The 14,054-nt window shown below is 70.4% G+C and carries 15 protein-coding genes; 6 read left to right on the top strand and 9 right to left on the bottom strand.

Features of this window, described 5'->3' with window-relative positions:
- The 4 genes from QR78_RS24630 to QR78_RS24615 form a co-directional block, all read left to right on the top strand.
- The coding region (locus QR78_RS24630; RefSeq protein WP_048430232.1) for an AIR synthase-related protein at window positions 1-331 on the top strand (331 nt) is incomplete at its 5' end.
- 219 nt (window positions 332-550) lie between these two features.
- Window positions 551-2,698, top strand: coding sequence for a sodium-translocating pyrophosphatase (locus QR78_RS24625; RefSeq protein WP_048430231.1), 2,148 nt, complete (start codon window positions 551-553; stop codon window positions 2,696-2,698).
- Between the two features lie 354 nt (window positions 2,699-3,052).
- Window positions 3,053-3,616 (top strand): glyoxalase superfamily protein, encoded by a 564-nt coding sequence (locus QR78_RS24620; protein WP_048430230.1) that lies wholly within the window; start codon window positions 3,053-3,055, stop codon window positions 3,614-3,616.
- A 16-nt stretch (window positions 3,617-3,632) separates the two neighbouring features.
- The gene (locus tag QR78_RS24615) at window positions 3,633-3,983 is read left to right on the top strand and encodes an MmcQ/YjbR family DNA-binding protein (protein WP_048430229.1); all 351 of its coding nucleotides are present in this window, start codon (window positions 3,633-3,635) and stop codon (window positions 3,981-3,983) included.
- A gap of 397 nt (window positions 3,984-4,380) precedes the next feature.
- Here QR78_RS24615 and QR78_RS24610 read toward each other — a convergent pair whose 3' ends face one another.
- The 7 genes from QR78_RS24610 to glyA form a co-directional block, all read right to left on the bottom strand.
- Window positions 4,381-4,911 (bottom strand): hypothetical protein, encoded by a 531-nt coding sequence (locus tag QR78_RS24610; protein ID WP_048430228.1) that lies wholly within the window; start codon window positions 4,909-4,911, stop codon window positions 4,381-4,383.
- A gap of 125 nt (window positions 4,912-5,036) precedes the next feature.
- Window positions 5,037-5,534, bottom strand: coding sequence for an Hsp20 family protein (locus tag QR78_RS24605; RefSeq protein WP_048430227.1), 498 nt, complete (start codon window positions 5,532-5,534; stop codon window positions 5,037-5,039).
- A 490-nt stretch (window positions 5,535-6,024) separates the two neighbouring features.
- The gene (locus QR78_RS24600; protein ID WP_125901388.1) at window positions 6,025-6,363 is read right to left on the bottom strand and encodes a helix-turn-helix domain-containing protein; all 339 of its coding nucleotides are present in this window, start codon (window positions 6,361-6,363) and stop codon (window positions 6,025-6,027) included.
- A 166-nt stretch (window positions 6,364-6,529) separates the two neighbouring features.
- Window positions 6,530-7,174, bottom strand: a complete 645-nt coding sequence (locus QR78_RS24595) for a riboflavin synthase (protein ID WP_048430225.1) — start codon at window positions 7,172-7,174, stop codon at window positions 6,530-6,532.
- Window positions 7,175-8,260, bottom strand: coding sequence for a bifunctional diaminohydroxyphosphoribosylaminopyrimidine deaminase/5-amino-6-(5-phosphoribosylamino)uracil reductase RibD (gene ribD / locus QR78_RS24590; protein WP_048430235.1), 1,086 nt, complete (start codon window positions 8,258-8,260; stop codon window positions 7,175-7,177).
- Between the two features lie 41 nt (window positions 8,261-8,301).
- Complete coding sequence (gene nrdR, locus QR78_RS24585) at window positions 8,302-8,835, bottom strand: transcriptional regulator NrdR (protein WP_048430224.1); 534 nt, start codon at window positions 8,833-8,835, stop codon at window positions 8,302-8,304.
- Between the two features lie 117 nt (window positions 8,836-8,952).
- Window positions 8,953-10,254 carry a serine hydroxymethyltransferase gene (glyA, locus tag QR78_RS24580; protein ID WP_048430223.1) on the bottom strand — a complete coding sequence of 434 codons (1,302 nt, stop codon included), beginning with the start codon at window positions 10,252-10,254 and terminating at the stop codon, window positions 8,953-8,955.
- Window positions 10,255-10,910: 656 nt separating this feature from the next.
- Between glyA and QR78_RS24575 the strand changes: the two genes are divergently transcribed.
- Entirely contained in the window at window positions 10,911-11,738 is an 828-nt protein-coding gene (locus QR78_RS24575; RefSeq protein WP_048430222.1) for an outer membrane protein, read from the top strand.
- 144 nt (window positions 11,739-11,882) lie between these two features.
- On the opposite strand, the gene QR78_RS24570 is transcribed toward QR78_RS24575, so the two are convergent.
- Both QR78_RS24570 and QR78_RS24565 read right to left on the bottom strand, forming a co-directional pair.
- Entirely contained in the window at window positions 11,883-12,095 is a 213-nt protein-coding gene (locus tag QR78_RS24570; protein WP_048430234.1) for a SlyX family protein, read from the bottom strand.
- 75 nt (window positions 12,096-12,170) lie between these two features.
- Complete coding sequence (locus QR78_RS24565) at window positions 12,171-13,463, bottom strand: L,D-transpeptidase family protein (RefSeq protein ID WP_048430221.1); 1,293 nt, start codon at window positions 13,461-13,463, stop codon at window positions 12,171-12,173.
- 240 nt (window positions 13,464-13,703) lie between these two features.
- Between QR78_RS24565 and QR78_RS24560 the strand changes: the two genes are divergently transcribed.
- The coding region (locus QR78_RS24560; RefSeq protein ID WP_125940050.1) for a hypothetical protein at window positions 13,704-14,054 on the top strand (351 nt) is incomplete at its 3' end.

Below are 14,054 nucleotides of genomic sequence, written 5' to 3'. Positions count from 1 at the left end.
CGGCCTCGTCGGCGACCTCGCCAAGATGATGCGGGCGGCCGACCTCAGCGCCGAGATCGAGATCGACCCCATCCCGCTGTCGGACGCGGCCCGGGCCGCCCTCGCGGTGGAGCCGGGCCTCCTCGACGTCGCGCTCACCGGCGGCGACGATTACGAGATCCTGTGCGCCGTCGATCCGGCCGCGGTACCGGCCCTGCAGGCGGCCGCCGAGCGGGCCGGGGTGCCGCTGACCGAGATCGGCACCGTCACCGAGGGCGGCGCCCCGCCGGTCCTGCGCGACGCGAAGGGCGAGATCCGCCACTTCCGGTCGGGTTCCTTCAGCCACTTCTGAGCCGAGTCTCAGGTTCGCGCCCGACGCCGAAAGTCTCAAGCGGACGAAGCTTGGGAGCATTTGCGCTCGGGTGGGAAGTTTGGCACGACTGTGATCGCGGATCCGCGCTGTCGCGCGGGCCCGCTCACAAGGGAGGGAGGCCCGCGTCGCGAAAAACGGCCGCTCGCCATCTCGGCCGTCCGACGTCGCGGGAAACGCCCGACAATCAAGGACGGTAGAATGACCGCACTCCTGCTCATCATCCTGGGCGGCCTCTGCGCCGTCGCCTACGGCATCGTCACCATCAACGACGTCATGCGGCGCGACGCCGGCACGCAGCGCATGCAGGAGATCGCCGGTGCGATCGCCGAGGGCGCCCAGGCCTATCTGCGCCGCCAATACGCCACCATCGGGATCGTCGGGGTGGTCCTGTTCGGGCTCCTCGCCTGGTTCCTCGGCCTCAAGGTCGGCATCGGCTTCCTGATCGGCGCCGTCCTGTCGGGCATGGCCGGCTTCATCGGCATGAACGTGTCGGTGCGGGCCAACGTCCGCACGGCGCAGGCCGCGGCGCAATCGCTGGGGGCCGGCCTCTCGGTGGCGTTCAAGTCGGGCGCCGTCACCGGCATGCTGGTCGCCGGCCTCGCGCTCCTCGGCGTCGCACTCTACTACACCTATCTCACCCGCATCGCCGGCCTGAGCCCGGCGAGCCGCGAGGTCATCGACGCCCTCGTGGCGCTCGGCTTCGGCGCCTCCCTGATCTCGATCTTCGCGCGGCTGGGCGGCGGCATCTTCACCAAAGGCGCCGATGTCGGCGGCGATCTCGTCGGCAAGGTCGAGGCCGGCATCCCCGAGGACGATCCGCGCAACCCCGCCACCATCGCAGACAATGTCGGCGACAATGTCGGCGACTGCGCCGGCATGGCGGCCGACCTGTTCGAGACCTACGCGGTCACCCTCGTCGCCACCATGGTGCTGGCGGCGATCTTCTTCTCGGGCCAGACCGATGTCGGCGGCCGCAACGTGCTCGAGACCATGCTGCTCTACCCGATGGCGATCGGGGCGGCCTGCATCGTCACCTCGATCATCGGCACGTTCTTCGTGCGGCTCGGCTCGAACCAGTCGATCATGGGGGCGCTCTACAAGGGCCTGATCGGCGCCGGCGCGCTCTCGATCGTGGCGATCGCCGGTCTCAACCTGGTCATGTTCGGCGGCTTCTCGACCCGCTTCACCACGGCGGGCGGCGAGAGCTTCACCTCGCTCAGCCTCTTCCTCTGCGCGGTGGCCGGCCTCGTCATCACGGCGCTGATCGTCGTCATCACCGAGTACTACACCGGCACCGGCTACCGGCCGGTCAAGTCGATCGCCCATGCCTCGGTCACCGGCCACGGCACCAACGTGATCCAGGGCCTGGCGATCTCGCTCGAATCGACCGCGCTCCCGGCGATCGTCATCGTCGCCGGCATCATCGTCACCTACGGGCTCGCCGGCCTGTTCGGCATCGCCATCGCGGTCACCGCCATGCTGGCGCTGGCCGGGGTCGTCGTCGCCCTCGACGCCTTCGGGCCGGTCACCGACAATGCCGGCGGCATCGCCGAGATGGCCGGGCTGCCCAAGGAGGTGCGCAAGTCCACCGACGCGCTCGATGCCGTCGGCAACACCACCAAGGCGGTCACCAAGGGCTACGCCATCGGCTCGGCGGGCCTCGGCGCCTTGGTGCTGTTCGCCGCCTACACCTCGGACCTCAACTACTTCATCAAGAACGCCTCCCCGACCCAGTACCGCTTCTTCCAGGGCGTCACGGTCGATTTCTCGCTCTCCAACCCCTACGTCGTCGTCGGCCTGCTGCTCGGCGGGCTGATTCCCTACCTGTTCGGCGGCATCGCCATGACGGCGGTGGGGCGCGCCGCCTCGGCGGTGGTGGAGGAGGTCCGCCGCCAGTTCCGCGAGAAGCCTGGCATCATGCAGGGGACGGAGCGGCCCGATTACGGCCGCGCCGTCGACATGCTGACCAAGGCGGCGATCAAGGAGATGGTGGTGCCCTCGCTGCTGCCGGTCCTGTCGCCGGTGGTGCTGTTCTTCGTGATCCAGGCCATCGCCGGCAAGGGCCAGGCCTTCGCGGCGGTGGGCGCGATGCTGCTCGGCGTCATCCTCACCGGTCTCTACGTCGCGGTCTCGATGACCTCCGGCGGCGGCGCCTGGGACAACGCCAAGAAGTTCATCGAGGACGGCCACCACGGCGGCAAGGGCTCGGACGCCCACAAGGCCGCGGTGACCGGCGACACCGTCGGCGACCCCTACAAGGACACCGCCGGCCCGGCGGTGAACCCGGCGATCAAGATCACCAACATCATCGCCCTGCTGCTGCTGGCGATCCTGGCGCATCACTGATCGACGGCGGATCCGACGATCCGCCTGCGATCCCCACATCCTGTCGCGTGGATAGTGGAACAGGCAGGGGCGTCATCGCACGATGGCGCCCCGCACCGATCGACATCATCGAGCCCCAAAGAGCAAATCGCATCGATGGCGCGACGGCGTGACCGGCGGAGGACGACCCGCGGCGTCCCTGGCAGCCGACGGCGTGGTGGGATAGCCTGGTCTCCGGGCCGATGCTGCCTGCCGCTCGCCCCGGCAACGGGATGGTGAAAGCATCGTGGACGATCCCCCAAGCCTGTCCCTCGACCGGTGACGGGTCGGCAATGCGAGCGCCGACGCACCGCCACCGGCTTGAGGAGATCCACGATGACCACCGTCGATCAGGCGAAGGCCATGGCCGGCCGCTTGCGCGCCGCGCTGGCCGCGCGCGACATCGCCGTCCCGCACGCCACCGCCCTCGAACTCGTCGCCGCCGAACTCGGCCACAGCGACTGGAACACGGCCTGCGCCGCACTCGATCACGCGGTCGACGAGGGGCCTGCCTTCCTGGAGGCGGTGCCGGTGCTGCGCATCTTCGACGAGGCCAAGGCCCGTGAGTTCTATTGCGGCTTTCTCGGCTTCGCGCCGGGCTTCCAGCACCGGTTCGAACCGGGCCTGCCGCTCTACATGGAGGTCGCGCGCGCGGGTCTCCGGCTTCACCTCACCGAGCATCACGGCGATTCCAGCCCGGGCCCGACCGTGTTCGTGCCGATGCGAGACCTCCGCGTCTACCATCGGGAATTGACGGAGAAGCGCTACGGCTACGCGCGGCCCGGCATCGAGCAGGCTCCCTGGGGGGAGATGCTGGAGGTCGCGGACCCGTTCGGCAACCGGCTGCGATTCTGTCAGTACCGGAACGCGAAATCCGGGCGCCGATCCGTCACCGTGTGAGGAGAGAATCGTCGCGATGGCTGTCGACATCGCCCGTGTGAAGGCGCTCGTCATGAGCCTGCCGGCCGTGACCTCGGCGCCGCATTTCCATCGCACGGCCTTCCGCACGCCGCGCAAGATCTTCGCGACGCTCGACGAAGCGGGTCTCGACATCAACCTGATGTTCGACCTGGACCTTCGCGATGCCTTCTGCGAACGGGCGCCGGCTGCCTTCAGGCCCGTTCCGGGCGGCTGGGGCCGGAGAGGCGCCACGCGGTGCGACCTGACGGTCGTCGACGAGGCGACCCTAGTGTCCGCCCTGACGGCGGCCCACCGCCTCGCCGCTCCGCAGACCCGGCCACGTCGTCGCCGGACCGAGGAAGCGTGAGGCCGTCCGTGGAACGGGTGTCCGGCTGTCCGTCTGGCCCGGCAAGCTCTCCTCGGTGCGGACATCCGACGCCGATGGCACAGATCGAAGAGCTGAACCGGATTCTCGCGGAGAGTGGCGACGACGACCTCGCATTCTTGTCGCGCCCAGGTTCTTGCCGCGCCCAGTGCTTCTTGCCGCGCCCCGGGCGGGGCACCGGAGGAGCCATAGTCCGGTGCCTCGCGGCCGTGCCTGACAGGCTGCGGCTTCGACGGCGCAGCGCGCCGGGCTGAGCCTGTCGATCTGGGTGGCACGCATACGCGATGCGGCGACGGCATGATCATCGCGGGGCATGGCGGCGCGCGATGGGCTTCGACTTCGTGCGTGCCCGTCCGGGTCTACGCCACGCCGGTTTCCTCTATGCCGGCACGAGGAACGCCCGCGCCGTCGCGTCGGGAGATATCCGGGGACGCGGCGGCGGCATGACCGTCGCTGGGCATGGCGGCGGGTCGTCATCGTCGTCGGAGCGGCGGCCCGGGCGGGGATGCCAGCCGAATGTCCAGGAGGTACGCGGGCGACGCCGCGGGGACGGCCTTTGCGTCGGACGCGCGCCGGGGCCGCGCGGGACCTCGCGATCGAGTTCGGCCAGCGCCTCGATCACGGCATCGACCGGGACCGGCTCGGCCCGGCAGCCGGGCAGGCAGCGCAGGGCCGGCGCGTTCTCCAGGGCGCAGGCATCCGAGGCCCAGGAGGCCAGGATCGCGCGCTTCTCGGGACGCGACAGGAATGGATGCGCCAGCACCTCCCGGGGGTGCCGGAACACGTCGCCGGGTGCCACAAGGGCCTGCCACGCCTCGACCGAGGCGGGCTGGCCGGCAGGCGGGTTCATCGGCCCGGAAGGGATGGGGCCGGCGGGGATGGGGCCGGCATGGGTGGAATGCATCTCCATCGTCGACACGGTTCGTCCTCCCTGATGGTGCATGACAGGGCACGGGAAGGGGTTCGGGCCCCGGGGGCGCGCGGCCTCCGGGGATTGAGTCGTCCATGGTGTACGAGGGTCGGACGGCCGTCGGATCAGGCCGCCTTGGAGCGGTCCCCGGCACGGCCGTCGATCCGGGCCGGCCCGTTATCCTGCCCGATTGCCGCCTGGCTGCCGCCGATCGTGATGCGGCGCGGCTTCAGCGCCTCCGGCACCTCGCGCACCAGATCGACCGCGAGCAGGCCGTTCTCCAGGCGGGCCCCGGTGACCTTCACGTGATCGGCGAGGCTGAAGGTCTGCCGGAAGGCGCGCGCCGCGATGCCGCGGTGCAGGTAATCACGCTCGCTCTCCCGGTCCTTCTTCTGGCCGGTGACCAGCAACGTGGTGTCGTGCTGGGTCAGCTCGATCTCGTCCTGCGAGAAGCCGGCCACCGCCATGGTGATGCGGTAGGCATCCTCGCCCACCTTCTCGATGTCGTAGGGCGGCCATTGCTGGGTCGACGGCTCGAGCCGGGCGGCTTGGTCCAGCATGGAAAACAGTCGGTCGAACCCGACGGTGGAACGGTAGAGCGGCGCGACATCGAAAGTCCTCATGACCACATCCTCCTTGGAGCAACGTGATGACTTGGATCAGCGATACCTGGATCAGCGATATCCTTGGGCCGCCGGACACCCGGTCCGGCGTCCAATCCGCGAGCCTCATCGGGCCTCGCGCGTGTGGAACGCGGGCGCTACGTTCCGGTTCCGGCCCGTAACGAACTTTTTTCGCCCGAATGGCACCGGGTCGGATTGGCGCCTGACCGCCATCCACGAACCGCTTGAGGCCGTCGACGACGCGCGCATCGTCCGCGGCCAGACGCAGAGCCGCCTTGGCGATCTCCTCCGCCTCGCCGACCCGGCCGAACGGGATCAGGGAGGGAGAATATCGCGAAAATCCTGCTGCCGGACTGGCACCGGCCGGGCGGAGCACTCTCCTTCGTCATGCCGAGCGTTCAGGCGCGCCCGGTGAAGGTCGAGGCGGCGGAACTCGTCGCCGCGCGGCTCTCCCGCCGACGCCCGCCCGGGGCGTGATACGGTCCGACGATCAGCCCGCCTGGGCCATCGCCCGGCGCGCCTCTCCCGGCAGCCGTTCGATCACCCGCAGGTAACTGCGGGCCGTCATGTCGGGCATCGCGCGACCTTCTTCCCAATCGGCGACGGCCTCGCGTTCGAGGTCGTCGCAGAGCGCGACATCGTCGAGGGACAGGCCGAGTGGGCTGCGAAGGCGGCGAACATCCACCGGCGCACGAAGGTCCGAGGTCGCCATGACGCCACTGGCAGCCAGTCCATCACCGAGACTTGTCGGGTCGTCGAGCATCCGAAGTTGGATCGCAGCTCGACCGTCCTGCAGCATCGCTTCCAGCGCGCGCTTGGCCTCCGGCATCGAGACGCCACGGCGGCACAGCGACAACGCCGCGGAGACCGTCTTGACGGTCGTCAGGTCCGGGGAGGACCGCAGAAGAACGGCGCCGGGTGATCGTCGAGAAGCCGGAAGCCGATCACATCGGCGGACCACATCCTGTTACGAGTCCGCCGCGAGATCACCCCGGTCAGCCCGCCTCGACCGCCGCCCGCGCCTCCGTCAGCCGCGCGGCGTAGCGGGCGATCAGGTCGACCTCCAGGTTCAATCGGTCGCCGACCCGGCGCTCGCCCCAGGTGGTGACCGCGAGGGTATGGGGGATCAGCAGCACCGTGAAGGTGTCGCCCTCGACACCGTTGACGGTGAGCGAGGTGCCGTCGAGGCAGACCGAGCCCTTCTCGGCGATGAAGCGGGCGAGCGCGGCCGGCGCCCGCAGCACGAAGCGCTCACTCGGGGCCCACACGTCGCCGGCCTGGCCGGTCACCGGCTCGCGGGCGACGATCTCGGCGAGGCCGTCGACATGGCCGGTGACGAGGTGGCCGCCGAGCTCGTCGCCGATCCTGAGCGAGCGCTCCAGGTTCACCCGCATGCCCGGGACCCAGGCCCCGACGGTGGTGCGTGCCAGGGTCTCGGCGGCGGCATCGACCTCGAAGGTGCAGCCGCCCTCCCGCGGGGTGACCGTGACGGCGGTGAGGCAGGGCCCCGAACAGGCGATCGAGGCGCCGATCAGGATGCCGGCGGGGTCGTAGGCGCAGTCGATGGCGATGCGCTTGAGCTTCGAATCGCCGGACACCGCGGCGACGCGGCCGACATCCGAGACGAGGCCGGTGAACATCTACGGGCTCCGTACGTGGCAGGTGAAGAGATCGGTGCCGATCCGGTATTCCTCGGCGACCGAGAAATCCGGCGAGGCGAGGCGCGCCGCGAGATGCGGGCCGACCGCCGGCAGGCCGGGCAGCCCGAGCGCACGGTCGCCGGTGACGAGGAGGCACTCGTCGACGAGGTCGTCGCGGGCGAGCGCGTCGGCGAGCGTCGGACCGCCCTCGGAGCAGATCCGGGTCAGGCCGAGGGTGCCGAGGACCGCCAGGGCCTCCGGCAGGTCGATGCGGCCGTCCCGGGTGAGCGGCACCCGCTCCACCTCCACCCCCGCGGCGGTCAACGCCGCCTCCGCCGTTGCCGGCGCGTCGGGACCGCAGAGGATCAAGGTCGGGACGACAGCGCTGGTGCGCACGAGCCCGGCGCCCGGCGGCGTGCGCAACGCGGGGTCGAGGACGATGCGCAGGGGCGAGCGGTCCGCCATCCCGGGCAGGCGCACGGTGAGCTGCGGGTCGTCCGCCAGCACCGTCCCGACACCCACCATGATCGCGTCGCAATGCGCCCGCTGCAGGTGGATTTCGGCGGTGGCGCGGGGCCCGCTGATCAGCAGGCGCCCCTCCCCGCCCGCCGCGTAGCCGTCCGCCGTGCGGGCGAGCTTGAGGAAGAGAGCCGGCCGGCCCCGGACGACCCGGCTGACGTGTCCGCGCTGGTCGCGGGCCGCCTCGGCTCCCAGGAGCCCGACCGAGACCGCGATGCCGGCCGCGGCCAGCCGGGCATGGCCGCGGCCGGCGACCCGTGAATCGGGGTCGTCCATCGCGCTCACCACCCGGGCGACGCCCGCCGCGATGGTGGCGTCGGCGCAAGGCGAGGTGCGGCCGTGATGCGAGCAGGGTTCGAGGGTGACGTACAGGGTCGCGCCGCGGGCCGCCTCGCCGGCCGCCGCGAGCGCGACGCGCTCGGCATGCGGGCGCCCGCCCGCCTGCGTCACGCCCTGGGCCAGGATCCGCTCGGCGCCCGGGGGACCGCCGACCAGCACGGCGCCGACCGACGGGTTGGGCCAGGCGCGCCCGAGATGGCGCCGGCCGAGAGCGAGGGCGAGGCGCATGTGGCGCCGGTCGGCCTCGTCGCGCGTCGGGTCCGGCGCGCTCACGACGCGCGCGTCCGCGGGCGGCGGGCCGGCAGCGCCTCGTCGGGCGCCGGCCCGTCCTCCGGGGTCGCGGCCTGCGCCGCGCCCGCGGCGAGATGGCCGAGCAGCTCCTCGAAGTCGCGGGCCTCGCGGAAGTTCTTGTAGACCGAGGCGAAGCGCACGTAGGCGACGTCGTCGAGGCCCTTGAGCCCCTCCATCACCGCCTCGCCGATCGCCTCGCTGGTCACCTCGGCCTCGCCGGTGCTCTCGAGCCGGCGGGTGATGCCGCTCACCAGGCGCTCGATCCGCTCCGCCTCGACCGGGCGCTTGCGCAAAGCCGTCTCGACGGAGCGCTGGAGCTTGTCGCGGTCGAACGGGACCTTGCGGCCCGAGCGCTTGACGACGATCAGCTCGCGCAGCTGCACCCGCTCGAAGGTGGTGAAGCGGCCGCCGCAATCCGGGCAGATCCGCCGGCGCCGGATCGCCGAGCTGTCGTCGCTCGGCCGGGAATCCTTCACCTGCGTGTCGAGGCCGCCGCAATAGGGGCACCGCATCGGTCGCCCGTTCCTCTGTGTACGAAAAAGGGCCGGTCCCGCGTGGGACCGGCCCCGGAAGGGGCGTGTTCTAGAGTGCTCCCGGCGGAAGGGGAAGCCGGGAGATCGGAGCCCCGATCAGGCGTAGATCGGGAAGCGGTCGGTCAGGGCGTGGACCTCGCCCTTGGCCTGCTCCTCGGCACCGGCATCGCCCGCCTCGCCGTGGCGGTGGAGGCCGTCGAGGACCTGGACGATCAGCTCGCCGACCTTCTTGAACTCGGCGACGCCGAAGCCGCGGGAGGTCGCCGCCGGGGTGCCCAGGCGGATGCCCGAGGTGACGGTCGGCTTCTGCGGGTCGAACGGCACGCCGTTCTTGTTGCAGGTGATGCCGGCGCGGGTCAGCGCGGCCTCGGCCGCCTTGCCGGTCAGCTCCTTGGCGCGCAGGTCCACCAGCATCAGGTGGTTGTCGGTGCCGCCCGAGGTGATGTCGTAGCCGCCCGAGATGATGGTGTCGGCGAGCGCCTTCGCGTTCTCCACCACCTGCTTGGCGTAGAGCTTGAACTCGGGGGTCAGCGCCTCGCCGAAGGCGACCGCCTTGCCGGCGATGACGTGCATCAGCGGACCGCCCTGGAGGCCCGGGAAGACCGCCGAGTTCAGCTTCTTGGCCAGCGCCTCGTCGTTGGTCAGGATCATGCCGCCGCGCGGGCCGCGCAGGGTCTTGTGCGTCGTGGTGGTGACGACGTGGGCGTGCGGGAACGGCGACGGGTGCACGCCGCCCGCGACCAGGCCGGCGAAGTGGGCCATGTCGACGAAGAACACGGCGCCGACGCTGTCGGCGATCTCGCGGAACTTGGCGAAGTCCCAGTGGCGCGGGTAGCCCGAGCCGCCGGCGATGATCACCTTCGGCTTGTGCTCCTGGGCGAGGCGCTCGACCTGCTCCATGTCGATGCGCTGGTCGTCGCGGCGCACGGTGTAGGAGACCGGCTTGAACCACTTGCCCGAGACGTTCGGGGGCGCGCCGTGGGTGAGGTGGCCGCCGGCCGCGAGATCGAGGCCGAGGAAGGTGTCGCCCGGCTGCATCGTGGCCATGAACACGGCCTGGTTCGCCTGGGAGCCCGAATTCGGCTGCACGTTGGCGAAGTCGCAGCCGAACAGGCGCTTGGCGCGCTCGATGGCGAGGTTCTCGGCGATGTCGACGAACTCGCAGCCGCCGTAGTAGCGCCGGCCTGGATAGCCCTCGGCGTACTTGTTGGTCAGCACCGACCCTTGAGCCTCGAGCACGGCGCGCGAGACGATGTTCTCCGAAGCGATCAGCTCGATCTCGTGCTGCTGACGGCCCAGCTCCTGCGCGACGGCGCGGGCGAGCTCGGGATCGGCATCCGCCAGCGACGCGGAGAAGAACGAGTTGGACCGGGTGTTGGCGGCGGTGCCCACGCTCATGATGGCCTCGAGGTTGGTCGGGAGCCGCCCGGACGGAGCGCCGGGGCGGAAGTAAAGGATGGGGATCGGCCAGCTTCTACACGCGGGCGAAGGGGGAGTCCAAGGCCGCAGCGGCGGACATTTGTCCGTGAGCGACATTTGCTCCCGCCTGCATGTCTGCTCCCGCCTGCATGTCGATGCCCCGGACCTCGCATCGGGGCGATCCGGGCCGGCGACCGGTCGGACGGGGCCGATCCGCATGCAGGGTGGATTTGAAATGCCGGAAAAGAAACTCAAAAAATTTGAACGCGCCGTTGATGAAAATTCGTGGTCCGCCGGATGTCCGGCTTGACCCGGCACGGCCCTGCCGATCCCGGACCGGCCCGGCCGAAAGACCTCACAAAACTCGTCGCGCCGCTCGGCGCTGGCTCCGTCGAATGGAAACCCGTGCTTTCATCGAGGACGCCGCCTTAATCCAAGATCACAGAAATTTTATCGACAGTCTTGCCGGCCAGAAAACCTGTGTCGGCGAGGGCACTCGGCGCAAGAAACCGAAGTGAAACAAGCTTCATCTGCGACGGAAGCACGGCGTCGTGGCTCGGCAGCCCTAGGCAGCGCAGCGACGCGGCCTCACAGATCGTTCGCCTTTCGATTGCACGAGAAGGAAACCGCGCTCCATGTTCAAGTCGTTGCTCACCGCCGGCACGGCCGTCTTCCTGTCGGTCGGCGCTGCGTCCGCCGCCGACCTTCCGCGCCGCGCCGCGCCGCCGCCGGTCTTCACGCCAGTGCCGGTCTTCACTTGGACCGGGGCCTATTTCGGCATCAATGCCGGCTACGCCTATACCGAGGCCGACCGGGTGAGCACCGTCGGCATCGGGGCCCTCCAGGCCAACGTCACCAACGGCCTGCGCCGCGCCAGCGTCCCCCTGGCGCAGGATGGCTTCACCGCCGGCGGCCAGGTCGGCTACAACTACCAGTTCACGCCCGGCTCCGGCATCGTCGTCGGCCTCGAGGCCGACGCCGCCTATACCGACCTGAACCGCCGGCGCACCGAGTCGATCTTCCTGCCGGCGTTCAACGCGAACCGGCTCACCAACACCTACCGGGCGGATCTCAGCTTCCTCGGCACGGTGCGCGGCCGGATCGGCTACGCCTTCGACCGGTTCCTGGTCTACGGAACCGGCGGCTTCGCCTATGGCGACGTGACCCAGACGGTCGCCTTCCAGACCGGCGCGCCGCAGACCTATTTCGGCAACCGCTCGCGGATCGAGACCGGCTACGCCTATGGCGGCGGCGTCGAGTACGCCATGCCCACCGACTCGTTCCTGAACGTCTTCAAGTCGAATGCGGTGACGGTGAAGGCGGAATACATCCGCTACGACCTCGGCAGCCGCAACCTGCTGGTCGCCTCGACCGGCGGCCCGGGCGTCGGGTACGTCTCCCGCTTCCGCACCGAGGGCAGCCTGGTGCGCGCCGGCCTGAACTTCAAGTTCGGCACGTTCTGAGCAGACTTGCGTTGGCAGGCCAACGCTTCGCCCGCTTAGGTTCTTGTTGTGTCGCAGATTTTTGCCGCCGAACCGGTATCCACTTCGGCGAAATCTGCTTAGCGCCCGCTCCGCCCCGGGCTTCGGGTCCGGGGCGGTTGTCCTTCAGTAATGGGGCGGCGGCGGCTCGTCGCCGGTGGCGGCCGGACGCTCGGCCATCTCGCGCACCCGCTCGCGCAGGGCGGCGACGTGCCGCGTCAGGAGGTCGATCGCGCCCCACTGCTCCGTGACGATGCGGTTCAGATCCTCGATCGTCGCGTCCTGGTGGGCGATGCGGGTCTCGAGCGCGTCGAGGCGGGTGTCGGGATCGGCGGTCATGATGGCGTCCATTCACGCGAAAACGGCCCGGGCTTCGCGCCCGGGCCGTCGTCAGGTCAGGTCGTCGGGCGACGATCAGTTGGTCTGGTCGTCGTCGGGGGCGTCGGGATTGAAGTTGCGCGGGCCGGCGGCGGCGGCGGCCATCGAGGCGGTCGGGGCACCGGCGCCGTCGCGCTTGTAGATGTCGTCGCGGAACTGCACGAGACCGTCCGGGGTCGACCAGGCGGTGATGTAGGTCCAGTAGACCGGGATCGGCGCCACCGGGCGGGCATCGACCCGCTGGCCGCCCTGGATGATCGCCTCGATCGTGTCCGGGTTGGCGTTCGGGGTGCCCTGGAGGATCCAGGAGACGTATTCGCGCACGTTCTGCACGCGCACGCAGCCCGAGGAGACGAAGCGGAAATCGTCGCCGAAGATGCCCTTGGCCGGCGTGTCGTGCATGTACACGCCGTGCGGGTTCGGGATGTTGATCCGCACGAAGCCCATCGAGTTCAGGTCGACGCCCGGATCCTGGCGGAAGCGGTAGCGGGTCGCCTCGTCGGAATGCCAGTTGACCTGGGACGGCGGGATCTCGCGGTCGCCGTTGAAGATGCGGATCTTGTTGTCCGTCAGGTAGGACGGATCCTTCTGCATCTTCGGGATCAGGTCCTTCTTGATGATCGAGGCCGGCACCGTCCAGTAGGGGTTGAAGTTCACCTCCTGGATCTTGGCGTTCATGATCGGCGACTGGCGGTCGATCTTGCCGACGCCGGCGGCATGGCGGGTCGCGACGTGGTCGCCGTCGACCGTCTCGACCAGCGCCGCCGGGATGTTGACGATGACGTAGCGCTCGCCGAGGTTGCCCGAGTAGGAGCGCAGGCGGACCGCGTTCAGCTCGAGCTGGCGCAGGCGCACGTCGGCCGGGACGTTCATCGCCTGCACGGTGGTGACGTTCATCGCGCCGGTCTGGTTCAGGCCGTGGCGGGCCTGGAAGCGGCGCACGCCGGCCTCGACGTAGGAATCGTAGACCGGGGAGGAGCCGGCGGCCGGGTCGAGGTCGCCGGAGACGATCAGGCGCTGGCGGAGCGCCGTCACCGCCGGGCTCTTCGAGCCGACGCGCAGGCGCTCGGCGCCCGAGACCGCCTGCCAGCCGCCGCGGGCGACGATGTCGCGGTAGCGCTCGACCATCTGCTCGGTCGCCGCCAGGGTCTGGGGCGAGAGGATCGGCGTGTTGGAGCGCTGCACGCGCATCGTGGCGGCGGAATCGTAGTTCTGCGCCCACTCCGCCTGGGCCGGCGCGCCGCCCCGGTCCTGGGCCAGGGCCGGGAAGGCGGTGGCGGCCAGGAGAGCCAGGCCGAGCGAACCGGTGAGGGAAACGCGTGTCAGCATGGGAAATCTGCTCTCGAACCTGTGACGCGGGGCGACCGATCCGGCATAGTGCCGCTTGCGCCCCATACTATGGCCCGTGACGGTGCCGGTGTGCGGTTAAGACTCCATGAGGAGCGGGCCAGAATGTGGCGCCGGGCGGGCGCCGCTGTGGAGCCGTGAGCTGGGCTGTGGACTGCGGTAATTGCGCAACATGACGGATGGGTCGCGGCTGGGAAACCCTGCCCCTGGACATTCGGCGCCATGGCGCAACCACGACACCTGGGCTATGCCGGACGCATGAACGATCTCGGGCACGGGCGGAGCGGAAGGACGGCGCGCTGGCGCGCGGTCGCCGCCGTGCTGTCGCTCTACGCGCTGGTGCTGCAGGCCTTCCTCACCGGCCTGTCCCCGCTTCCGGCCGCCGCGGGCGCCGGCATCATCTGCCAGTCCCATCAGGATGCGGGCGGGAGCGAGGCGGTCGCCCACGCCCATGCCTGCTGCACCGTCGCCTGCCCGGGGCTCGCCGCCCCAGCGGAGCCGGCGGCCGCCGAGGCATGGCCCGCCCGGACGGCGACCGACCTGTCCTGGCCGGGCGACGCCGAGGCCTCGATC

Source organism: Methylobacterium indicum, assembly GCF_001043895.1.
GTDB classification, from domain to species: Bacteria; Pseudomonadota; Alphaproteobacteria; order Rhizobiales; family Beijerinckiaceae; genus Methylobacterium; species Methylobacterium indicum.
This window is presented reverse-complemented; position numbering and strand designations above follow the sequence as displayed.